The organism is Rhodococcus sp. 7Tela_A2 (assembly GCF_049311045.1).
Lineage (GTDB): Bacteria > Actinomycetota > Actinomycetes > Mycobacteriales > Mycobacteriaceae > Rhodococcus.
In genome coordinates this window covers 1-21,668 of record NZ_JAXION010000006.1, presented here as the reverse complement: position 1 = coordinate 21,668, position 21,668 = coordinate 1, and the positions used below count along the sequence as shown (strand labels likewise).

16 protein-coding genes and 1 tRNA gene are annotated in these 21,668 nt (G+C 66.5%); 9 read left to right on the top strand and 8 right to left on the bottom strand.

All coding sequences use genetic code 11. The annotated features are described in order from the left end of the window. Positions 1–96: 96 nt before the first annotated feature. On the bottom strand, positions 97–1,473 hold the full coding sequence (locus TVH25_RS02245) for an FhaA domain-containing protein (protein WP_422423265.1): 1,377 nt from the start codon (positions 1,471–1,473) through the stop codon (positions 97–99). A gap of 202 nt (positions 1,474–1,675) precedes the next feature. Between TVH25_RS02245 and TVH25_RS02240 the strand changes: the two genes are divergently transcribed. After that, positions 1,676–1,761, top strand: a tRNA-Leu gene (locus TVH25_RS02240). Positions 1,762–2,059: 298 nt separating this feature from the next. Continuing rightward, positions 2,060–2,584 (top strand): VOC family protein, encoded by a 525-nt coding sequence (locus TVH25_RS02235; RefSeq protein WP_422423264.1) that lies wholly within the window; start codon positions 2,060–2,062, stop codon positions 2,582–2,584. Positions 2,585–2,818: 234 nt separating this feature from the next. Here the strand turns inward: TVH25_RS02235 and TVH25_RS02230 are convergent, their stop codons facing one another. The 4 genes from TVH25_RS02230 to TVH25_RS02215 all read right to left on the bottom strand — a co-directional run bounded on the left by TVH25_RS02230 (position 2,819) and on the right by TVH25_RS02215 (position 5,336). Next, a complete protein-coding gene (locus TVH25_RS02230; RefSeq protein ID WP_422423263.1) occupies positions 2,819–3,448 on the bottom strand; it encodes a DUF2510 domain-containing protein in 630 nt (209 codons plus the stop codon). 210 nt (positions 3,449–3,658) lie between these two features. Continuing rightward, positions 3,659–4,300, bottom strand: coding sequence for a LysE family translocator (locus TVH25_RS02225; protein WP_422423278.1), 642 nt, complete (start codon positions 4,298–4,300; stop codon positions 3,659–3,661). A gap of 168 nt (positions 4,301–4,468) precedes the next feature. Beyond that, positions 4,469–4,894 (bottom strand): hypothetical protein, encoded by a 426-nt coding sequence (locus tag TVH25_RS02220; protein WP_169652291.1) that lies wholly within the window; start codon positions 4,892–4,894, stop codon positions 4,469–4,471. Positions 4,895–5,057: 163 nt separating this feature from the next. Then, on the bottom strand, positions 5,058–5,336 hold the full coding sequence (locus tag TVH25_RS02215; RefSeq protein WP_296550679.1) for a GlsB/YeaQ/YmgE family stress response membrane protein: 279 nt from the start codon (positions 5,334–5,336) through the stop codon (positions 5,058–5,060). A gap of 211 nt (positions 5,337–5,547) precedes the next feature. On the opposite strand from TVH25_RS02215, the gene TVH25_RS02210 reads away from it, so the two are divergent. Together TVH25_RS02210 and TVH25_RS02205 are read left to right on the top strand one after the other, a co-directional pair. Next, positions 5,548–7,125, top strand: coding sequence for an MFS transporter (locus TVH25_RS02210; protein ID WP_296550678.1), 1,578 nt, complete (start codon positions 5,548–5,550; stop codon positions 7,123–7,125). Positions 7,126–7,200: 75 nt separating this feature from the next. Then, on the top strand, positions 7,201–7,875 hold the full coding sequence (locus tag TVH25_RS02205; protein ID WP_422423262.1) for a phosphatase PAP2 family protein: 675 nt from the start codon (positions 7,201–7,203) through the stop codon (positions 7,873–7,875). 18 nt (positions 7,876–7,893) lie between these two features. On the opposite strand, the gene TVH25_RS02200 is transcribed toward TVH25_RS02205, so the two are convergent. After that, on the bottom strand, positions 7,894–8,754 hold the full coding sequence (locus tag TVH25_RS02200) for a TIGR03620 family F420-dependent LLM class oxidoreductase (protein ID WP_422423277.1): 861 nt from the start codon (positions 8,752–8,754) through the stop codon (positions 7,894–7,896). A gap of 117 nt (positions 8,755–8,871) precedes the next feature. Here TVH25_RS02200 and TVH25_RS02195 point away from each other — a divergent pair, with 117 nt between their 5' ends. Beyond that, on the top strand, positions 8,872–9,600 hold the full coding sequence (locus TVH25_RS02195; protein WP_296550675.1) for a Clp protease N-terminal domain-containing protein: 729 nt from the start codon (positions 8,872–8,874) through the stop codon (positions 9,598–9,600). Between the two features lie 82 nt (positions 9,601–9,682). Next, entirely contained in the window at positions 9,683–11,800 is a 2,118-nt protein-coding gene (locus TVH25_RS02190; protein ID WP_378527215.1) for a catalase, read from the top strand. 111 nt (positions 11,801–11,911) lie between these two features. Here the strand turns inward: TVH25_RS02190 and TVH25_RS02185 are convergent, their stop codons facing one another. Further along, positions 11,912–13,558, bottom strand: coding sequence for an acetolactate synthase (locus TVH25_RS02185; protein WP_296550673.1), 1,647 nt, complete (start codon positions 13,556–13,558; stop codon positions 11,912–11,914). A gap of 60 nt (positions 13,559–13,618) precedes the next feature. Continuing rightward, on the bottom strand, positions 13,619–14,650 hold the full coding sequence (locus TVH25_RS02180) for an FAD-dependent monooxygenase (protein ID WP_169620861.1): 1,032 nt from the start codon (positions 14,648–14,650) through the stop codon (positions 13,619–13,621). Positions 14,651–14,718: 68 nt separating this feature from the next. Here TVH25_RS02180 and TVH25_RS02175 point away from each other — a divergent pair, with 68 nt between their 5' ends. The 3 genes from TVH25_RS02175 (at position 14,719) to TVH25_RS02165 (ending at position 21,630) form a co-directional block, all read left to right on the top strand. Then, entirely contained in the window at positions 14,719–15,288 is a 570-nt protein-coding gene (locus tag TVH25_RS02175; protein WP_169620860.1) for a TetR family transcriptional regulator C-terminal domain-containing protein, read from the top strand. A 302-nt stretch (positions 15,289–15,590) separates the two neighbouring features. After that, the gene (gene gltB, locus TVH25_RS02170; RefSeq protein ID WP_296550670.1) at positions 15,591–20,186 is read left to right on the top strand and encodes a glutamate synthase large subunit; all 4,596 of its coding nucleotides are present in this window, start codon (positions 15,591–15,593) and stop codon (positions 20,184–20,186) included. Further along, on the top strand, positions 20,179–21,630 hold the full coding sequence (locus TVH25_RS02165) for a glutamate synthase subunit beta (RefSeq protein ID WP_169620858.1): 1,452 nt from the start codon (positions 20,179–20,181) through the stop codon (positions 21,628–21,630). The genes gltB and TVH25_RS02165 overlap by 8 nt, the downstream gene beginning before the upstream one ends. Positions 21,631–21,668 lie beyond the last annotated feature (38 nt).

The window sequence follows — 21,668 nt, the reverse complement described above, 5'->3', positions numbered from 1 at the left end:
CACAATACGGACACGGCCGACTCGATACAGCGTCCGACGCGCAGTACACGCGTCGGACGGTGTCGACGGACCCCGTAGGCCCTGGATATCCGCAGCTCAGAGAATGCGCACAAGGATTTCCGAGTGGCCCGCCCGGACGATATCGCCGTCGGCCAGCTGCCAGTCCTGGATGGACGCGCCGTTGACGGTGGTGCCGTTCGTGGATCCGAGATCGGAAAGCATCGCGACCTGCCCGTCCCAGCGGATGTCGATGTGACGACGCGAGACACCGGTGTCGGGGAGGCGGAACTGTGCGTCCTGCCCGCGACCGATGATGTTGCTGCCCTCACGGAGCTGGTAGTACCGGCCGCTGCCGTCTTCGAGCTGCAGGGTGGCCGTCAGCACACGACCGGCGGCGGGGGACTGGTAGCCACCTCCCGCGTAACCCTGGTCGTACGCCGGCTCTGCTGCCGCGTAGCCCTGGTCGTATGCCGGCTCGGCGTAGCCCTGCTGGCCGTACGGCTGAGCCTGGTAACCCTGGTCGGCGTAGCCCTGGTCGTATCCGCCGCCCTGCGGCTGCGGAGCCTGGTAACGATCGTCGTAGCCGGGCTGCCCGTACTGCTGAGCGCCGTCGCGGCCGTAGTCCTGGCTGTATGCCTGGGGCTGCGCGCCGTAGGCCTGCTGGTCGTAACCGGCAGGCTGGTCGTACCCGCCCTGCTGGTCGTAACCGGCAGGCTGGTCGTAGCCGCCTTGCTGGGAATAGCCTTGCTGGTAGCCCTGCGGATCGTAGTTCTGATCGCTGTAGGCCTGCTGGTCGTATCCGCCCTGGGCGGGGTCGCCGTAGCCACCCTGGGGCTGGTTGTCGTAACCGCCCTGCTGCGGGTCGCTGTAGGCCTGGCTACCTGCGTAGCCCGCGCCGTTGTTGTAGCCCTGTGCGTAACGCTGATCCTGGCCGACGTGCGCGTGACCGTTGCGTGCGTACTGCGGTTCCGCCTCGGCGGGGTCACGGCTCGGTTCGTAGCCGGGGTTCTGCGTCATGGGGCCAACTCCTGGTTCGGGTGTCACTGTTGGGCGGATCTGCGGGTTCCGCGGAGCCGGGGCGCGCGCCGCTGAGCGCCCCACATCTGGATCAACCGAGCCGCGAGTCCGGAACTGCCCTGTGTGCAGTGCCGACGACGACTCGAAGACGACCTGGATGTCACCGTACGTCTGCCATCCCTGTTCACGGATGAAGTCATCAAGGTGACGCGCGAAGGCCTTGACAGTCAAGTCCCGGTCGGCAGCGAGGGCCTCATGATCGGATTCGCTGATGGTGATCACGTATTTGTTCGGGGCCAGGGTATGGCCTCGATCGAGCTGCTGGACGCCGTCGGTCGCCTCTTGCTGCAGCGCAGCTTCGACTTCCTGAGGAACCACGCCGCCGCCGAACACGCGGGCGAAAGCGTCGCCGATAGCGGACTGAAGCTTGCGTTCGAATCGTTGGGCGATGCCCATTGCGACCCCCTTTCAGGTCTCCGCGTGTCGTGATGCAGATCGTGCAACTGCATGGTATCCACTTTTTCCACGTTTGGACCGGGTGGCACCCCCTGCGTGTTCCGATCGGTAGTGCGCCGGGGTCCCGTGAGGCTCCGTTTTCGCCCTGACCAGGCGAATCGTTGTTTGATTAGGAGCTGTGTTACTGTTTTCTGCGTTGCTCGGGCGAGTGGCGGAATGGCAGACGCGCTGGCTTCAGGTGCCAGTGTCCTTCGGGACGTGGGGGTTCAAGTCCCCCTTCGCCCACCAGGAGCAGTTCCAACGAACTGCACACGAACGAGGTCACGAACTCGAAAGAGATCGGGGCCTCGTTTTTCGTTCGGAAAGGGCCGCGGAGTGCGTGTATCGGCATCTCGCGGGCTGCGCCCCCGGTGACCCCGGTCTCTCGACGACTGCCGACCCACGCTGCGATGTCCTGACGTTCCTGGTCCTCGCAGTCTTTCGGATCGCAGATTCCGAAACCGCAGCATCGAGGACCGAATCCGACCTCTTTCGTACATAGCGTTGCCCACGACCGCAGGGAAACAGCGTCGAGGGGGAACCGCCCATGTCCGAACAACGCAACTCCGCCCCGGCCGGCTACACGAGCGTCGCCCCTTGGGTGGTCACCGACGACACCCGCGCTTTCCTGGACTTCGTCGCGCGGGCCTTCGACGGCGAGGAACTCGCCCGGGTCGAGACCGAGGACGGGTCGATCGGGCACGGAGAGATCCGGGTCGGTGACACAGTGGTCCTGGCCTTCGACCGCCGCCCGGAGTGGCCGACCATGCCGAGTCTGCTGCGTGTGTTCGTTCCGGATGCGGACGAGACGTTCGCCAAGTCGGTCGCCGCCGGGGCCGAGGTGGTCACAGAGCTGAGCGACAGCGCGTTCGGTCAGCGAGGGGGACGCATCAAGGATCCGTTCGGAAACATCTGGTGGGTGACGTGCCACATCGAGGACGTACCCGAGAACGTGATGTGGCAGCGAATGCAAGACCCGGTGTATGCCGATCAGATGCGTGTGGCGCAAGCGACGCTCGATGCCGAGTTGAGCGGACGAGAGCACGGACGCAGCAGCGCACCGGTGCGCTGACCACGCGGGTCACCCCGCCACCGCGTGAGTTCACCGCAAGGGTCGTGATCGGCACGGGATCGTCTGGCATCCAGGCGATCCGTTCATCGCCGAGTTCGGCGTAGCCGGTCTTCCGCTCGCCACAGGTGGATCTCCCTCGCGCACATCCCGAGTCGGTCCTCGAGGCACACACCATCCAGTGGCTGGTCGATGCCGACGAGGTGTGTCCTGAGCTCGCCGACCGCAGGAACCCGATCAGAAGGCGTCGTTGATGGTGATCCGGTCGTACGTCGCCGGAAAGTCGTCGGCACCAAAGCAGTTCAGGGACGTGGTTTGCCCCACCTGAATCTGTTCCGTCGTGCAGTTGACCAGCGCCACCACTTCGCTTCCGTTCATGAACTTGATTTCTACGATCGCGCTGTCCGTCTCGTCCCGCGCGTTCGTGACTCGAAGACCCTCCACCTGTGCGTTACCGAGCGTGTCCTGGGTAACGGACCATCCGGGCGCATATTGAAATCCGGAGACCTCGAACGGTTGCCCCTCGGCAATCGTCAGCGGGTTGTCGGGGCCGCCCGGAGCAGCGTCGTCCACCTCTGCTGACTCGATCGCCTCGTTGACCTCGTTTCCCGCAAACGCCAGGAGAGCGACGCACCCGCCGATTGCCAGCACGAACACCGCGATCAGCGCGAGCAGGACATTGCGCAGCGTGTGCGACTTCTCCCGCGGCCGAGAGGGTGGTGGCTGGGGCGCAGACGGGGACGGACCGCTGTTCTGGACGCTATCGGTCCACCGGGCTCCGTCCCACCAGCGCATCACTCCCGATGGGTCGCGGTAATAGCCGGGGCCGGGTGATCCGGTGTTGCCTGGATTCGGAGTATCGGACATCAGCGTTTCCTTCCGGCCGATGTGGATCCGGTTTCTTCAAGGTAGTGAGCCGAGGCACGTATCCGCAGGCCTACTCCGCGGAAACGAAAACAAACCGTAGGATTGATATATCGTCGTATTCAAACCGATAGTATGTGAGCGAGGCTGCGATGGGTTCGAATTCGTGAGTATCGACGGTTCTCCCCCGTTACCGGCTGCGGCGGCGCAGTCTCAGGCGGGCGCAGGTCCTTTGCCGAGCGCAGTCTTCACTGCGAAACCCGCCAAAAGTGTCCCGGCAGCCCATCGCTGGGCGAGCATCACGCGCGGCCGGGCGAACAGGAAACCCGCGATCTTCGCCGCTCCGAGCACGATCATCCCGTTGACAGCGACTGCGATCACGATCTGGACCGCGCCGAGTTGGAGGAGTTGCAGCCACACCGGGCCCGATTCCGGAGACACGAACTGGGGGAGCAGCGCGGCGTACATCAATGCGATCTTCGGGTTGAGCAGGTTGGTCAGAAGGCCCATCCCGAAGAGCCGGCGATCGCTTACCGGATCCAGTTCGCGAGGGGAGAACAGGCCACGTCCGCCGAGGCGGATCATTCCCCAGGCCAGGTATACGAGATACGCAGCGCCGGCCAGTTTCAGCACGGTGAACGCCGCAGGGACCGCGCCGAACACGACAGACAGACCGGCAACTGCCATCAGCAGATAGCAGAGGAATCCCACCCCCGTGCCCGCCAACGACACCAGGCCGGCGCGTCGGCCCTGTCCGATCGCGCGGGACGTCAGGTAGACCATGTTCGGCCCGGGGGTGAGCACCATGCCGAGCTCGATGAGGGCGATACCCCCTGCTGCGGCCGCATCGACGATCATCCGATTCCCCTCGAGAAGGCTGTCGACGCAGAATAAGCGGAATCGTCCGGCTGAGTCCGACCGCTCGGTGTCCGACCGCTCGGTCACGGTCCTGCACGTAAGGCCCCGCGAGGCTGCAGGGCTATGCCCCGCGCCCGCCGGGGACGCGGAGCATCTGCGCCTTTGTTACTCGACGATGGGGAAGATCGACTCGCCGTCTTCGGGGCTACCGTCGATCTGGCCGCGGTCCACGCGGGAATCCTCGACTATGACCCCGTCGACTACTTCCGCATGTTTGACGGTGCCGTCGTCCTCATCCGCATCTTCATCGATGACCTCGTCCACGAGGTCCTCGGTGAGTTCGTCGTCCGGCATCACCGCGACCGGTACCTCCGGCGGTGTTTCGGGCTCGATGTCGGGTTCTTCTTCGGCAAGCCGCTGGTCGAGCGATTCGCCTTCCTGCTCTTCGCGCTGTGTGGTGCCGAATTTGTCGGCTTCGCTCCATCCTTCGGGCGGATCGACAACTTCGTCGCCGTCGTCGTTGCGTACTTCGTCCGCGTCGAGACCCTCGCTCGGGCTGAGGGTGTCGCCGGGTCCGTCTTCGATACTCATGTCTTCGGAAATACCCGAGCCGGCAGGCCACGAAACGACGTCGGGGTGTGGCAGAACGAACGAAAATGCTGGACCCGTGGGGTCCGGCATCTTCGTAGGCCTGAGCTGTGTGTCGCTCGGGGTACGGCGTCGTCGCCGTCGCCTCGCGGGACAGCCCGGAGTCTTAGCGGCGGACGCCGCCGCGACGACCGGTAACAGCCTTGACGAGGAACAGCAGGATCACTGCGCCGAGGAGGCAGGTCAGGAAGCTGAAGATCAGCCCACCGCCTTCGACATCGACACCGAACAGCTTCAGGAGGAAGCCGCCGATCAGGCCGCCGATCACACCGACAACAACGTTGAGGAGAATGCCCTGCTGGGCGTCAGTGCCCATGAACTTACTGCCGATCCAACCGGCCAAACCACCGATGATGATCCAGCCGAGGATTCCGAGTCCGAGCATCGCGCGGGTCCTTCCTTGAGACTTCGGTAGAGAGATTGACTAGCCCATACTGCTTCTTTGCCGAGGTGGTTATACCCGTTTTGTCAGGATCAAACCGTTGGCGCACAAAATCGTTCGTTCCCGGTGACTCTCCGGGGCAGTTTTCGGCGTGGACGGGCCACTTCGCCGAACAAAGCGCGCATGCGGAGTCGCAGGACGCACACTGTTTCTCGTGCTCCCATCCACGACGGATAAGCCCGCCCGAGCGCCACTGGTGCTGGGAACGCTCATCCTCGTCGCGGCGGTCGCGAATCTCAATCTCGCCGTCGCCAATGTGGCCCTGCCCGACATCGGGAAAGCATTCGACACCAGCCAGACCGACCTGAACCTCATCGCGGTCGGATACTCGCTGGGTTTGGCGGGGTCGGTGCTCTATCTCGGTGCGGTCGGCGACCGCTACGGCCGAAAAACGATGCTGGTGCTGGGTATGACGTTGTCGGTGCCGATCTCGCTGCTCGCCGGTCTGGCACCGAACACCGAGGTGTTGTTTCTGGCGCGGGTGCTCGGTGGAGTATCCGCCGGGCTGGCCTTCCCGACGACGCTGGCCTTGATCACCGCGTTGTGGTCGGGTGCGGCGCGGACCCGGGCGATCGCATTGTGGTCCGCCATCGGCGGTGGTCTCACGTCGCTCGGTCCGCTCGTGGCAGGAGCACTGCTCGAGTGGTTCTACTGGGGATCGGTCTTCCTGGTGACGATTCCGCTGGCGGTGGCTGCCCTCCTCCTGACAATCGTGTTCGTCCCGAGGCACGTCAACGAGTCCACCGCTCCGGTCGACCACCTCGGCGGGGTCGTGTCTGTCGTGATGGTGGGGTCGCTCGTTCTCGGCATCACCTTCGCGCCGGTGAGCGGTATGCAGACCACCGCCGTCTCCGCGGGTGTGATCGCACTGGCAGCCGGGGCCGTGTTCGTCATCCGCCAGCTTCGGGCGCCGAACCCGCTGTTCGACCTGCGGGTCGCGCGCCGCCGAATCTTCTGGGTCGCGGCGGTGGCGGGCATCATCGTGTTCGGATCGCTGATGGGATCGATGTACGTCAGCCAGCAGTATCTGCAGAACGTTCTCGGATATTCGACGCTGGCGGCGGGATCGGCTGCCTTGCCGGCCGCAGCGGTGATGGTGCTGGTGGCGCCGCAGTCCGCGAAACTCGTGGAGGCGTACGGTTCGCGGTTCACGTTGTTGTCGGGATACGTGCCGATTGCGCTCGCGTTGGTCCTGGCGCTGGTGCTGTGGGACGAGAACGCCCGCTACTGGTCGATCGCCCTCGTATTCATGTTGATCGGTGCGGGCATCGGCCTCGCAGGGACACCCGCCTCCCACTCGCTCACGAGTTCGGTTCCGGTCTCACGGGCCGGAATGGCGTCGGGTACCTCGGATCTGCAGCGGGACCTGGGTGGCGCCATCATGCAGTCGACTCTCGGTGGACTCCTGACTGCCGGCTACACCGCTTCGTGGGCGGCGACGATCGCAAGCGCACCGGACGCTCAGTCCGTCAGCGAGCAAACGCAGGCAGCCCTCGAGAAGTCGTTTGCCGGTGCTGTGCATGTCGCGGAGAGCAACCCGCAATATGCGGAGCAGATCATGTCCGCGGCCCGCACCGCCTTTCTCGACGGTGACGATCGTGCGTACGCCGCAGCGATCGTGATCGTGGTCCTCGGAGCTCTGCTGGTGTTCTTCGTGTACCCGAAGCGCGACGGCGAAAAAGAACTTCTCGCGCACTACGCGGAGGAGGACTCCCTGGAAACGGCCGAGTAGCGATCGGTCGGGCCACTGCATCGCGGTCGCCTGCCGGTCTACGCCTCGGTGCAGGGCCGCGATAGCGTCGTGCCCATGAGTTTCGTCGAGGCTTCACCCGCCGTTCGCACGCGCTTGTCCCGGGCGACGCTCCGGCGTGCGATGCTCACCGCCGTCGTCCTGGCTGTCCTCGCACTGGCGGCTGTCCCTCTGCACGAGGAGTTGTACACCGCAATCGCCCGCACCATCGGGGCGTCGCCGCTGGCGGAGTTGGCGGGTGTGGTCGCGGAGAAGGGGCCGCTGGTACTGGTCGCGACGTTTGCGGTGCTGGCGGTGCGGTCCTGGCTGCGCGACCGCCGCGCGCTCCGGATCATGGTGGCCGGTGGCGCAGGAGCCGTGGTGGCGTACCTGACGAGTGAGCTCGTCAAACTCGTCATCACCGAGCCCCGGCCGTGCCGGGCATTCGACGTGACGACCGTCCTGGAGTGCCCCGAAGTGGGCGACTGGTCGTGGCCGTCGAACCACTCGGTGATCGCCGCGTCGCTGGCGACCGCCTGCGTTCTGGCCGTCCCGCGCATCATCTGGTTCGTTGCGCCCGTGGCGGTGCTGCTGGGATTCTCCCGGGTCGCCGGCGGCGTGCACTACGTGCACGACGTGCTCTCGGGTTTCGCCCTGGGCGTGCTCGTCGTCACGGGCATCACCGTTGCGCTGCTGCCCCTCGTCGACCGTCTCTACCTCCGGCTCCCGGACCGATTCGAGCGCACGGACTGACGCTCCGCGGGACGGCGTTCAGCTGATGAGTGCCGCTGCCAGTTCGCGGTAGTCGGCGGCCGGGAACGCGTTGGGATCGGCGGTCAGCACCTGGATGGCCACTTCGTCGGCGCCCGCGCGGTAATGCTTGTCGATGCCGGCGACGACGCGGTCGAGATCGCCCCACGGAATCAGCGCGTCCATCAGCCGGTGGCTGCCTCCCCCGGCCACGTCGTCCTCGGTGTACCCCAGACGCAGCAGGTTGTTCGAATAGTTCGGCAGTGACAGGTAGCCGCGCATGTATTCGCGCGCGATGCCACGAGCGGTGTCCTCGTCGCTCTCGAGCACGACGGCGACCTCCGGGGCGAGCAACGGACCGGCTCCGAGGATTTCGCGTGCCTGTGCGGTGTGTTCGGCAGGAACGAAGTACGGATGAGCGCCGGCCGCTCGTGCCGCCGACAGGGCGAGCATGCGCGGGCCGAGGGCCGCGAGGACACGGCGCTCGGCGGGAACCGGCGGCTGGGCGGCGTCGAGCGCGTCGAGGTACTCGACCATGTGGCTGTACGGCTTGGTGTAGGTGTGCGCAGCCTTCGCGTCGACGACGGGAGCATGGCTGGTGCCCACGCCGAGCAGGAACCGGCCCGGGTGTTCCTCCTCGAAGCGCGCGACGGTCGCGGCAACGTCGGCCGGTTCCGCATGCCAGATGCTGACGATGCCGCTCGCGACGCCGAGGCGCGTCGTCGCATTCAGGACTTCGCCGTACACGGGCGGAACGCCCTCGCCGAATCCACCCGACGTCCACAGTCGCTCGTAGCCCAGATCGTCGAGTTCACGGGCCGCGTCGAGCGCAGCCTCCCGGGTCTTTCCGCTCAGCCAGAACCCGCCGCCCCACACACTCACTCGTCGCGTCATGCACTCGACGATAACCGGAGGGCGGCGCCTGAGCCCCGCTACCTGAGCCGGAACGGCCGTCAACCAAGGGTTGACGAGCCTGGATCGTCAACCTAGCGTTGACGCATGGAACCCCTACGACCGACCCATCCCATCCGGCTCGACGACCTCATCGAAGGAATCAAGCAAGTCCATCCCGACGTCCTCGACCAACTCTCCGACGCCGTGATCGCCGCAGATCACCTGGGCGACATCGCGGATCACCTCATCGGCCACTTCGTCGATCAGGCGCGACGCTCGGGAGCGTCGTGGTCCGAGATCGGCGCCAGCATGGGCGTGTCCAAACAGGCGGCCCAGAAGCGATTCGTTCCGAAGCGAGAGAACGACCTGGATCCCGAGCAGGGGTTCTCCCGATTCACGCCACGTGCCAAGAACGTCGTCATGGCGTCGATGAACGCAGCCCGGGCCGCGGGCAACCCCGAGATCGCGCCGGCGCACCTCGCTCTCGGCCTCCTCACCGACACGGACTCGTTCGCTGCGCAGGCGCTCATTGCCCAGGGGATCGATCTCGAGGCGCTGCGCACCTCGATCACAAGCGCCCTGCCTGCTCCGTCGAGTGAGTCGATGCCCGAACTGATCCCGTACGACGCGCAGGTCCGGAAGATCCTCGAGCTGACGTTCCGGGAGGCGCTGCGCCTCGGGCACAACTACGTGGGGAGCGAGCACATCCTTCTCGCCGTGCTCGAAGTGGAGAACGGTTCCGGCGTGCTGTCGGCGGCCGGAATAGGCAAGACACGCACGGAAGGGGAGATACAGAAGATGCTCGGTGAGACCCAGGAGACCACACAGGATTGAGAGCGCGCCGAATCGGTTTGTCGCGGGGGCATTCGGGTACTCGAAGAGAACCATCGCGCACTTACCGATCGGAGTTTTCGATATGGCAGGGCAACCCCCTAAGGTTCCGGGCGCACCCGCGTCCATCGAGCCACAGCTCACAGAACCCACGACACCGGTTGATGCTCCCGGAACGAAGCCCGACCAGCAGCAGCCGGCGGGCGTGACCGCAACGGGCAACAAGGTCGACATCGACGGTGCCCGCGCCCAGAGCGGCGCATTCCTCACCACCGCGCAGGGCGCGCGTCTCACCGATACCGATCATTCCCTCAAGGCAGGGGCACGCGGGCCTGTTCTTTTGCAGGACCATCACTTCCGCGAAAAGATCACTCATTTCGACCACGAACGCATTCCCGAGCGTGTAGTCCATGCGCGAGGCGCCGCCGCTCACGGAGTGTTCCGCGCCAACGGTGCAGCCACGACGGTGACCCGTGCCGGGTTCTTGAAGAAGGGCGCGGAAACGCCTGTCTTCGTTCGGTTCTCGACTGTTCTCGGTTCGAGAGGCTCGGCGGACACCGTTCGCGACACGCGTGGATTCGCGACCAAGTTCTACACCGACGAGGGCACTTTCGACCTGGTCGGTAACAACATTCCCGTTTTCTTCATTCAGGACGCCATCAAGTTCCCGGATATCATCCACGCCGGAAAGCCGCACCCCGACAGGGAGATTCCGCAGGCACAGAGCGCGCACGATACGTTCTGGGACTTCGTCTCGCTCCACACCGAGGCCACCGCGCACACGATGTGGAACATGTCCGACCGCGGTATTCCGCGCTCGTACCGGATGATGGAGGGCTTCGGCGTCCACACCTTCCGGCTCGTCAACGAGGCGGGCGAGACTTCTCTCGTCAAGTTCCACTGGAAGCCGCGCTTGGGCGTGCACTCCCTGGTGTGGGAAGAAGCCCAGATGATCAACGGCTTCGACCCCGACTACCACCGCCGCGACCTGGCCGACGCCATCGAGGCCGGGGCATACCCGCAATGGGATCTCGGGGTGCAGGTGTTCCCCGACAATCCGGAACAGACCTTCGAGGGCATCGATCTGCTCGACCCGACGAAGATCGTGCCGGAAGAACTCGCTCCGGTGCAGATCATCGGCACCATGGAGCTCAACGCCAACCCCACCAACTTCTTCGCGGAGACCGAGCAGGTCGCGTTCCATCCCGGCCACCTCGTGCCCGGTATCGACGTCACCGACGACCCGCTGTTGCAGGGGCGCCTGTTCTCCTACCTGGACACCCAGCTCACCCGGCTCGGCGGGCCGAACTTCGGCCAGATTCCGATCAACCGCCCGCACGCCCCCGTCAACGACATGCTGCGCGACGGGTTCCACCAGCACGCGGTCCACAAGGGCGTCGCGCCGTACAAGCCGAATTCGCTGGACGGGGGATGTCCGTTCTTCGCCGGTGCCGACGAAGGGGCCTTCATCGACTTCCCGGTCGAGCTGCCGGCGGCCCAGAAGGAACGCGCCCTCTCGCGGAGCTTCGACGACCACTACTCGCAGGTCCGCCAGTTCTACAAGAGCCTGTCGGAGATCGAGAAGGAACACGTCGCGTACGCGTACACCTTCGAACTCGGCAAGTGCTACGAGCAGACGATCAAGGAGCGTCAGCTCCAGATCCTCGCCAACATCGACGCCGATCTGTGCGCGACGGTGGCGGCAGGGCTCGGTCTCGAGGCGCCCGCACCCACGATCGAACTCGTCGATCCTGCCCCGAGCCCGGCGCTGTCGCAGGTGGGCAAGACATGGCCGGTTCAGGGCCGCATCATCGGTGTCGTCGCGGACGACACCAGCGACCTCGATCAGGTGCAGGCCGCGGTGAAGGCGATCGACGGCGCGGATTGTGTGCCGCTGGTCATCGCACCGCACGGCGGGAAGCTCGGCGGCGTTGTTCCGATCTCCCGAACGTTCCTCACCGCACGGTCCGTCGAGTTCGACGCGGTTCTCTTCGCCACCCCCGCACCCGACCCGCGGGCACGGCTCCTCGTCGACGAGACGCTCCGGCATCAGAAGGCGGTTGCCGCGTGGGGCGACGGCCGGGCGTTGTTCGAGGGCGTCGCGGCACCGGGCGTGGTCTCTGCGACCGGTCCGGAAGACGCCGTCAGCGCGGTGTTGGAGCTGCTCGGTACCCACCGAGTCTGGGAACGAACCGCGATGTGACAGAGTTCACCTGAGCGCGACTTACGGTTTCGAAAGCTCCGCGTTATTCTTTCGTTACCTCTGGCCGCAGCTGATGTTCATCGCTGCGGCCAGTTGTTGTTTACGGGCCTTTCAGATGCCCGTGGTCGCGCGAGGATAGGCCGCCTCCGTGTCGGTGAGAACGTTCACCACATAGGGGACCCCCGACGAGAAAGCCCTGTCCAGGGCCGGGCCGATCGCCCGGGGATCGGCGACCATCTCACCCCCGGCACCCAACGCGACCGCTACCTGGTCGTAGCGGGTGCCGGGGGTGAGGTCTGCCGCGACGTCATACCCGTACAACATCTGCATCGGCCCCTTCTCGAGCCCCCACGCCGAGTTGTTCCCCACCACGATCACCACCGGCAGACGGTGCCGCACCAGGGTGTCGACGTCCATCAGCGACATCCCGGCGGCTCCGTCGCCGAGCAGCAACACGACCTGGCTCGACGGCCGCGCTATCCGCGCCGCGATCGCCGCCCCCAGACCGGCACCGAGGCATCCGTACGGTCCGGGATCGAGCCACAGGCCCGGCTTCCGCGGCTCCACGAACTTTCCCGCGAAGGACACGAAGTCACCGCCGTCCCCGATGACGACGGCGTCGTCGGCCAGGCGCGGGAGAAGCTCACCGTAGATGCGGGCCGGATGGATGGGGTCCGAGTCGGCGGACAGCAGCGCGGTATCGCGAGCGGCCGCCTCGAGCGTGAGAGCGCGCAACCGGTCCGCCCACGCCCGAATATCCGGCCTTGCGGACAAGGCCGAGAGAATGCCGTCGAAGCACGCCGTGAGATCCCCGGCCGCGGAGGCCGCGAGTTCGGCATGTGCCGAGATCTGGCCGGGGGAGTCCGCAATGTGCACGACCTGGGCGGCCGGCCCGCCGTCGCGGCCTCCGAACCGTCCGTACCCGAGCCGGAAATCCAGCGGGGTGCCCACGACCAGCACGAGATCGCACGTGCCGACCGCCGCGCTCCGTGCTTTGCTGACGAGCAGCGGATGACCGCCGGGGACGATGCCGCGTCCCATGCCGTTGGTGATCACCGGTATGCCCAGTTCGTCGACGAACCGGAGGGCCGCGTTCTCGGCGCCGTCCGCCCACACATCGGTGCCCAGGACGAGCAGGGGCCGTTCCGCGCTGGTCAGTAGCCGGGCGATCTCGGCCAGGTCCTCCGAATCCGGCTCGAGGCGGGAACGCACATGCGCCTGCGGCCGCGGCGCCGTCACTCGTCCGTACAGCTCGTCCATCGGGACATCGACGAAAGCCGGTCCGCGATGCGGGGATTCGGCCGCGGTGAACGCCGCATCCACCGTCGGGCCGACCTCACCGACGGTGCGGGCCGTCTCCGACAACTTGGTGACCGACCGGAACAACGGGGGCTGATCCAGTTCCTGGAGACTGCCCGTGCCCCAGCGCGCATTGGGGGCGCGGCCGCCCAGTACGACCAGTGGCGAGCCCGCGAAGTGGGCCTGCGTGACGGCGCTGATCCCGTTCGTGACGCCCGGCCCGGCGGTGAGTACCGCAAGGCCCGGATGCCGCTCGAGCTTGCCGGTCGCCTCCGCCGCGAACACCGCCGTCTGCTCGTGTCGCACGTCGACGAGACGCATCCTCGACTCGCCTTTCACCGCGGCGTCGTACAGGGGGAAGACGTGGGCGCCGGAGAGGGTGAACATCGTCTCCACACCGTGTGCGCGGGCCACAGCGGCGGCGTGATCGCCACCGTGCCCTTCCAATTCGGGGCTCATGCGCCCGAACGCTACGACCCGGCGGAGGGCCGTGGGTTCGGTTCGAAGGAACCCGGGGCGTCAGGCGAATCTCGAGGTGGCGCGCACCGCCGCGTTGCGCGCGGTGGTGAACCGGGTGGCGGTCGCGACCCCGGCCAGCATCCGGGAGGCCCGCACGAGTCGCTGGGTGCGGTGCCGGCGCGCGCGGTCGTAGCGATGGAGGGCTTCGGCGACGGGGTGGTCGCGAAGCAGGACGGCGAGCGCGGAGGCGTCGACGATCGCCTCGCAGGCACCGCGGCCGAGGTTGGGTGCCATCGCGTGTGCGGCGTCGCCGATGAGGGCCACCTTGCCGCGGACGTACGACGGCAGCGGTGGCGACTGGTACAGGTCGTGATGCAGCACCATAGAGGGGTCGAGGCGATCGAGTACGTCGAGGACCGCGGGGTGCCACTCGCGGAAGCGCTCGCGGAGGTCGGGAACACCGCCGGTCGAGTCGGCCGGCGCGCGGACCGCCGCGAACCAGTTGGTGAGGTCGCCGTCCCGGGGTGTGATCCCGAACAGCGCGTTCGGTCCCCAGCTTTCGCTCAGTGAGGCGGCACGCCCGTCGACCCATCCTCGCCATGCGGTGAATCCGGTGTAGACCGGCCGGAACCGCGACCCGAAGAGGGCGTCGCGGGTCGCGCTCCCGATGCCGTCGGCGCCGACCACGACGTCGTATCCGGAGAGATCCGGTGCCGCCGGCGCAGTGTGACCGAAGTGCACTGTGCCATCCGGTAACCCGGCGGACAGGAGCTCGAGCAACGGCGGCCGCGACAGGAGGACGGCGGGCCGCCGGAGATTCTCGAGGCGCGCGATGGGCAGGCCGTCCCAGCGCAGGAACCACCCCGAGGTCTGCAGCACTCCCCGTTTCTCGGCCTCGCCTCCGAGGCCGGCGACCTCGAGCGAGGCAAGTGCCTCGGGCCACAGTCCCAGCGCGGTTCCGGTGGGAGGCAGGCCTTCCGCGCGTTCGAATACGTCGACGTGCCAGCCGAAGCGGACGAGTGCGTTCGCAGCGGTGAGCCCGCCGATGCCCCCGCCGAGAATCGCGGCCTTCCCTGCGTGTGTCCCGCTCATGCACCGCAATCTACTACGTTTGTAGTGTGGTGTCACTACAAACGTAGTGACCGGTTTATGCTGGGACCGTGACCGACAAGCGTGCCGCTGTGCTCGACGCCGCCATCGAGGTTCTGGGAGGGGACGGGGTGCGTGCCCTCACCCATCGCCGCGTCGACGCACGTGCGGGTGTTCCCGCAGGTTCGACGTCGAACTACTTCCGGACCCGGGGTGCACTCGTCGAGGGGGTACTCGATCGCCTCCTCGAACGTGATCGCCAGGATCTGGCGGCACTGACGGCGGACGGCACGGCCCCGGACCGGCGAGGCCTCGAGGTCCTGTTGCGGGAGTACGTGCTCTACGCGACCGGTCCGGACGCGGTGCGCACCCGCGCGCGACTGGCGCTGTTCGTCGAATCGACCACGGTCCCGGCTCTGCGCGAGTCGGTGGGAGCGAGGCGCGGAGAACTGCGGGCGTGGGGCAGGGAAATCCTTGCCGCGCTCGGCGCCGACGACCCCGAGACCGCCGCGCAGATCGTGGTGGACTACGTCGACGGGGTGATCCTCCACCGCCTCACCTCCGAGGACGACGCGACGGACCCGCAGACCGGCATCGGCAGGATCCTCGACGCCGTCCTGCAGCGAACCGCGGTTATGTGAACGGCTCGTCACAGGCGTGTCAACGGGGCATTTACGCAGGTCAGCCCCAAGGTAGGGCAGCCTATGTTGCATTACCCCCGGTGACCTGGCATATCGTTTCCTCCAGAGCGGTGGGCCCACGATGTCCCACCGGTCGCCAGACCCGTCTCGTGCTGCCGACAAAAGGCACCCGCACCGTCGCGGATGAGCGGATACTGGCGGTGTCGAAGGTATCGGGACACCCGGCCGATACCCGTCTACGGCAGTAGATGGCCATCAGCGCTGCTGGTCGTCGGTGCTATCGCACGCAACGAAGGCTAGGTATGACTCTTCTCCCCGGGCCTCAAGGGCTCTACCACCCCTCGAACGAGCACGATTCCTGTGGCGTCGCGTTCGTTGTCGACATGCACGGTCGCCGAAGCCGCGACATCGTCGAGAAGGCGATCACCGCGCTCGTCAATCTGGAGCATCGCGGTGCTGCGGGAGCGGAGCAGAACACCGGCGACGGCGCCGGCATCCTCATTCAGATTCCCGACGCCTACTTCCGCGCTGTCGTCGACTTCGACCTTCCCGCCGAAGGCGCCTACGCGACGGGTATCGCCTTCCTGCCCAAGGGCACGGAAGCCGCCGATGAGGCTGTTGCACAGGTGAACCGCATCGTCGAGGAAGAGGGCCTCGAGGTCCTCGGCTGGCGTGAGGTGCCCGTGGACGAGTCGGAACTCGGCTCCATGGCGATCGACGCCATGCCGACCTTCCGCCAGATCTTCGTCGCGTCGGGCGCCCGCGCCCTGACCGGCATCGACCTCGAGCGCCGTGCCTACGTGGTGCGCAAGCGCACCGAGCACGAACTCGGACACGAGGGCCCCGGCGAGGACGGCCCCGGCCGCGAGACCGTGTACTTCCCGAGCCTGTCGGCGTCGACCTTCGTCTACAAGGGCATGCTCACCACGCCGCAGCTCAAGGGCTTCTACGTGGACCTCCAGGACGAGCGCGTCGAGTCGGCTCTCGGTCTGGTGCACTCGCGCTTCTCCACGAACACCTTCCCGTCGTGGCCTCTCGCGCATCCCTTCCGCCGCGTCGCACACAACGGCGAGATCAACACCGTCACGGGCAACGCCAACTGGATGCGTGCACGTGAGGCACTGATCGACAGCGACATCTTCGGCGGTCGCGACAAGCTCGAGAAGATCTTCCCGGTGTGCACCCCGGGTGCCTCGGATACCGCGCGGTTCGACGAGGTTCTCGAACTTCTCCACCTCGGTGGCCGCAGCCTGCCGCACGCGGTGCTCATGATGATCCCGGAGGCGTGGGAACGGAACACGGCCATGGATCCGGCCCGTCGTGCGTTCTACGAGTACCACTCCGCGCTCATGGAGCCGTGGGACGGCCCGGCGTCGGTGTGCTTCACCGACGGTGTCGTCATCGGTGCGGTGCTCGACCGCAACGGTCTGCGCCCGTCGCGCGCCTGGGTCACCGATGACGGCCTGGTCGTGATGGCGTCCGAGGTGGGTGTGCTCGACATCCCCGCCGAGAAGATCGTGAGCAAGCGGCGCCTGCAGCCGGGCCGGATGTTCCTCGTCGACACGGCCAAGGGCCGCATCGTCGAAGACGAGGAGATCAAGCGCGAACTCGCCGCCGAACTCCCGTACCAGGAGTGGGTCGAGAAGGGCGTCACCCGTCTCGAAGACCTGCCGCAGTCGAAGTACACCTACATGTCGCACGAGCGGGTGGTGTTGCGGCAGCAGGTGTTCGGATACACCAACGAAGAGGTCGACCTTCTCGTCAAGCCGATGGCTGCCACCGGTGGTGAGGCGCTCGGTTCCATGGGCACCGACACCCCGATCGCTGTGCTGTCGTCGCGGCCGCGGATGCTGTTCGACTTCTTCTCCCAGCTGTTCGCGCAGGTGACCAACCCGCCGCTGGACGCGATCCGCGAAGAGATCGTCACCAGCATGGGCGGGATGCTCGGGCCCGAGGGCGACCTGCTCGACCCCACCGCCGCGTCGTGCCGGCGCATCCTGCTCTCCGCACCGGTGATCGACAACGACGATCTGCAGAAGCTCATCCACGTCAACGACGAGAAGCAGTTCCCGGGCTTCAGCAGCGTCATCATCCGCGGCCTGTACCCGGTCGCGGAAGGCGGAGCCGGTCTGGAGCGGGCGCTCGCGAGCATTCGCGCGCAGGTGTCCCAGGCCATCGAGAAGGGCGCACGCCTGATCGTGTTGTCGGACCGCGAGTCCGACGAGAAGCTCGCGCCGATCCCGTCGCTGCTGCTCACCTCCGCGGTGCACCACCACCTCGTGCGGGAGAAGACGCGCACGCAGGTCGGTCTGCTCGTCGAGGCGGGCGACGCCCGCGAGGTGCACCACATCGCCGCGCTGTGCGGTTTCGGTGCGGCCGTGGTCAATCCGTACATGGCGTTCGAGAGCATCGACGAGTTGCTGCAGAACGGCGACCTGCCGGAGGGCATGACCCTCGACAAGGCCATCGCCAACTACATCAAGGCCGCGTCGAAGGGCGTCCTCAAGGTGATGTCCAAGATGGGCATCTCCACGCTCGCCTCGTACACCGGCGCGCAGCTGTTCCAGGTCATCGGCCTGTCGCAGGACCTCGTCGACGAGTACTTCACCGGCCTGCAGTCGCAGCTCGGGGGTGTCGGCCTCGAAGAGATCGCCCACGACGTGGCAGCCCGTCACCGGTCGGCATTCCTCGACCGGCCGTCCGAGCACGCGCACCGCGAGCTCGAGGTGGGCGGCGAATACCAGTGGCGTCGTGAAGGCGAGTACCACCTGTTCAACCCGGACACGGTGTTCAAGCTCCAGCACGCCACCCGCACCGGTCAGTACAAGGTGTTCAAGGAGTACACGAAGCTCGTCGACGACCAGTCGCAGCAGCTCGCGTCGCTCCGTGGCCTGTTCGAGTTCAAGACCGGTTTGCGCCCCGCCGTGCCTCTCGAGGAGGTCGAGCCGGCGAGCGAGATCGTCAAGCGGTTCTCCACCGGTGCGATGAGCTACGGCTCCATCTCGTCGGAGGCCCACGAGACTCTCGCGATCGCGATGAACCGTCTCGGCGGCCGATCGAATTCCGGTGAGGGCGGCGAACATCCCGACCGCTTCACGCCGGACGAGAACGGCGACTGGCGGCGCTCGGCGATCAAGCAGGTCGCGTCCGGCCGGTTCGGTGTGTCGTCGCACTACCTGACGAACTGCACCGATATCCAGATCAAGATGGCGCAGGGCGCCAAGCCCGGCGAGGGTGGACAGCTCCCGCCGCACAAGGTGTACCCGTGGGTCGCCGAGGTGCGTGGTTCCACGCCGGGTGTCGGCCTGATCTCGCCGCCGCCGCACCACGACATCTACTCCATCGAGGATCTGGCCCAGCTGATCCACGACCTGAAGAACGCCAACCCGGAAGCCCGCATCCACGTGAAGCTGGTGTCCGAACTCGGCGTCGGCACGGTCGCGGCGGGCGTGTCCAAGGCGCATGCCGACGTGGTGCTCATCTCCGGTCACGACGGTGGCACCGGCGCGTCGCCGCTGACCTCGCTCAAGCACGCCGGCGCACCGTGGGAGATCGGCCTGGCCGAGACCCAGCAGACGCTCATGCTCAACGGTCTGCGCGACCGCATCGTGGTGCAGGTCGACGGCCAGATGAAGACGGGCCGCGACGTCATCGTCGCGGCGCTGCTCGGAGGCGAGGAGTTCGGTTTCGCCACCGCGCCGCTCGTGGTCTCGGGTTGCATCATGATGCGCGTCTGTCATCTCGACACCTGCCCCGTGGGTGTCGCGACGCAGAACCCGGTGCTGCGCAAGCGTTTCACCGGCAAGCCGGAGTTCGTCGAGAACTTCATGCTCTACATCGCCGAAGAGGTGCGCGAGTACCTCGCGGAGCTGGGCTTCCGCAGTCTCGACGAGGCGATCGGGCAGGTCGACTGCCTCGACACCCGCAAGGCCGTGGACCACTACCGCGCGTCGAAGCTGGACCTGTCGCCGTTGCTGCAGAAGGTCACCTCGCCGATCTACGGCGAGCAGGACATGCACTGCACCAAGGAACAGGACCACGCACTCGACAAGGCGCTCGACAACGACCTGATCGCCAAGGCGCAGCAGGCTCTCGAGTCCGGCACGCCCGTCGAGATCGACACGGCCGTCGCGAACGTCAACCGCACGGTCGGCACGATGCTCGGCCACGAGGTCACCAAGAAGTACGGCAAGGACGGCCTGCCCGACGGCACGATCGACATCACGTTGACGGGATCGGCCGGTAACAGCTTCGGTGCCTTCGTGCCTCGCGGTATCACGCTGCGCCTGTACGGGGACGCGAACGACTTCGTCGGCAAGGGCTTGTCGGGTGGCCGCATCGTCGTGCGTCCCCCGCTCGACGCCGCACCGGGATTCGTGCCGGAAGACAACATCATTGCCGGCAACGTGATCCTGTTCGGTGCCACCGGCGGTGAGGTTCTCATCCGCGGTGTCGCAGGCGAGCGTTTCGCAGTCCGCAACTCCGGAGCCACGGCCGTCGTCGAAGGCGTCGGCGACCACGGCTGCGAGTACATGACGGGTGGCAAGGTCGTCATCCTCGGCAAGACCGGCCGCAACTTCGGTGCGGGCATGTCCGGTGGCGTCGCGTTCGTGTACAACCCGGACAAGGACTTCGAGGACAACCTGAATACCGAGCTGGTCGACCTCGAGGATCTCGAGGGCGAAGACTTCGTCTGGCTCAAGGGCGCGGTCGAACGGCATCGTGACGAAACGGGCTCCGACGTTGCAGCCCGCATCCTGGCCGACTGGTCACAACAGGTCAGCCACTTCGCGAAGGTCATGCCTCGCGATTACAAGAAGGTGCTCATGGCTATCAAGGACGCCACCATTCGTGGTGGGAACGTGGACGAGGCGATCATGGAGGCAGCTCGTGGGTGATCCAAGCGGCTTCCTCAAGCACGGGTCGCGCGAGACTCCGGTCCGTCGTCCCGTCCCCCTCCGGCTGCTCGACTGGAAGGAGGTCTACGAGCCTTTCCCGCTCGAGACCCTCCAGGTCCAGGCGAGCCGCTGCATGGACTGCGGTATTCCCTTCTGCCACAACGGCTGTCCGCTCGGAAACCTGATTCCCGAGTGGAACGACCTGGCGTACAAGGGCAAGTGGGAGGACGGCATCGAACGCCTCCACGCCACCAACAACTTCCCGGAGTTCACCGGGCGGCTGTGCCCGGCACCCTGTGAGGCGTCGTGTGTCCTGGGCATCAACCAGGATCCGGTGACGATCAAGCAGGTCGAGGTCGAGCTGATCGAGAAGGCCTTCGAGGACAACCGCGTCAAGCCGGTGCCGCCGTCGAAGCTCACCGGTCGCAAGGTGGCGGTCGTCGGGTCGGGTCCGGCAGGACTTGCTGCGGCGCAGCAGCTTACGCGCGCGGGGCACACGGTCACGGTGTTCGAGCGGGCCGACCGCATCGGCGGACTGCTCCGCTACGGCATTCCCGAGTTCAAGATGGAGAAGCGGTTCATCGACCGCCGTCTCGCACAGATGGAGGCCGAGGGCACCGTCTTCCGGACCGGAGTGAATGTCGGGGTCGACATCACGGCCGACGAACTGCGCGAGCAGTTCGACGCCGTGGTCCTCGCCGGCGGTGCGACGGTGGCGCGCGATCTGCCCATTCCCGGACGCGAACTCGACGGGATCCATCAGGCGATGGAGTTCCTGCCGATCGCCAACCGTGTCCAGTTCGGTGACCTCCCCGCGCCGACCATCACGGCGGAAGGTAAGAAGGTCGTCATCATCGGTGGCGGCGACACCGGTGCCGACTGCCTCGGTACGTCACACCGTCAGGGTGCGGTGAGCGTCAGCCAGTTCGAGATCATGCCGCGCCCGCCGGAGCAGCGCGCCGACTCGACGCCGTGGCCGACGTACCCGTTGATGTACCGCGTCTCTTCGGCACACGAAGAGGGTGGCGACCGCGTCTTCTCCGTCAACACCGAGCAGTTCGTCGGCGAGGACGGCAAGGTCACGGGTCTCCGCGCCCACGAGGTGCGCATGGTGAACGGCCGTTTCGAGAAGGTCGAGGGAAGCGACTTCGAACTCGAAGCCGATCTCGTCCTCCTCGCGATGGGCTTTGTCGGGCCCGAGAAGCCGGGCCTGCTCACGGATCTCGGTGTTGACCTCAACGAGCGCGGCAACGTCGCCCGCTCCGAGGAGTGGTCCACCAATGTCGACGGCGTGTTCGTCGCCGGCGACATGGGGCGTGGCCAGTCTCTCATCGTGTGGGCCATCGCCGAGGGTCGCGCATGCGCGGCGGCAGTGGATCGATTCCTCGAGGGAGCAACGGCGCTTCCCGTTCCGATCACCACCAGCACGATGCCGCAGCGCTGACGCTGCCGAACGACAGGCGGGGCCGCACACGAGAGTGT

What these genes read in the sequence shown, in the direction of transcription:
- TVH25_RS02205 (WP_422423262.1), top strand. Translation starts at nt 7,201, where the DNA reads ATGAGTTTCGTCGAGGCTTCACCCGCCGTTCGCACGCGCTTGTCCCGG.
- TVH25_RS02195 (WP_296550675.1), top strand. Translation starts at nt 8,872, where the DNA reads ATGGAACCCCTACGACCGACCCATCCCATCCGGCTCGACGACCTCATC.
- TVH25_RS02215 (WP_296550679.1), bottom strand. Translation starts at nt 5,336, where the DNA reads ATGCTCGGACTCGGAATCCTCGGCTGGATCATCATCGGTGGTTTGGCC.
- TVH25_RS02180 (WP_169620861.1), bottom strand. Translation starts at nt 14,650, where the DNA reads ATGAGCGGGACACACGCAGGGAAGGCCGCGATTCTCGGCGGGGGCATC.
- TVH25_RS02235 (WP_422423264.1), top strand. Translation starts at nt 2,060, where the DNA reads ATGTCCGAACAACGCAACTCCGCCCCGGCCGGCTACACGAGCGTCGCC.
- TVH25_RS02230 (WP_422423263.1), bottom strand. Translation starts at nt 3,448, where the DNA reads ATGTCCGATACTCCGAATCCAGGCAACACCGGATCACCCGGCCCCGGC.
- TVH25_RS02185 (WP_296550673.1), bottom strand. Translation starts at nt 13,558, where the DNA reads ATGAGCCCCGAATTGGAAGGGCACGGTGGCGATCACGCCGCCGCTGTG.
- TVH25_RS02220 (WP_169652291.1), bottom strand. Translation starts at nt 4,894, where the DNA reads ATGAGTATCGAAGACGGACCCGGCGACACCCTCAGCCCGAGCGAGGGT.
- TVH25_RS02190 (WP_378527215.1), top strand. Translation starts at nt 9,683, where the DNA reads ATGGCAGGGCAACCCCCTAAGGTTCCGGGCGCACCCGCGTCCATCGAG.
- TVH25_RS02245 (WP_422423265.1), bottom strand. Translation starts at nt 1,473, where the DNA reads ATGGGCATCGCCCAACGATTCGAACGCAAGCTTCAGTCCGCTATCGGC.
- gltB (WP_296550670.1), top strand. Translation starts at nt 15,591, where the DNA reads ATGACTCTTCTCCCCGGGCCTCAAGGGCTCTACCACCCCTCGAACGAG.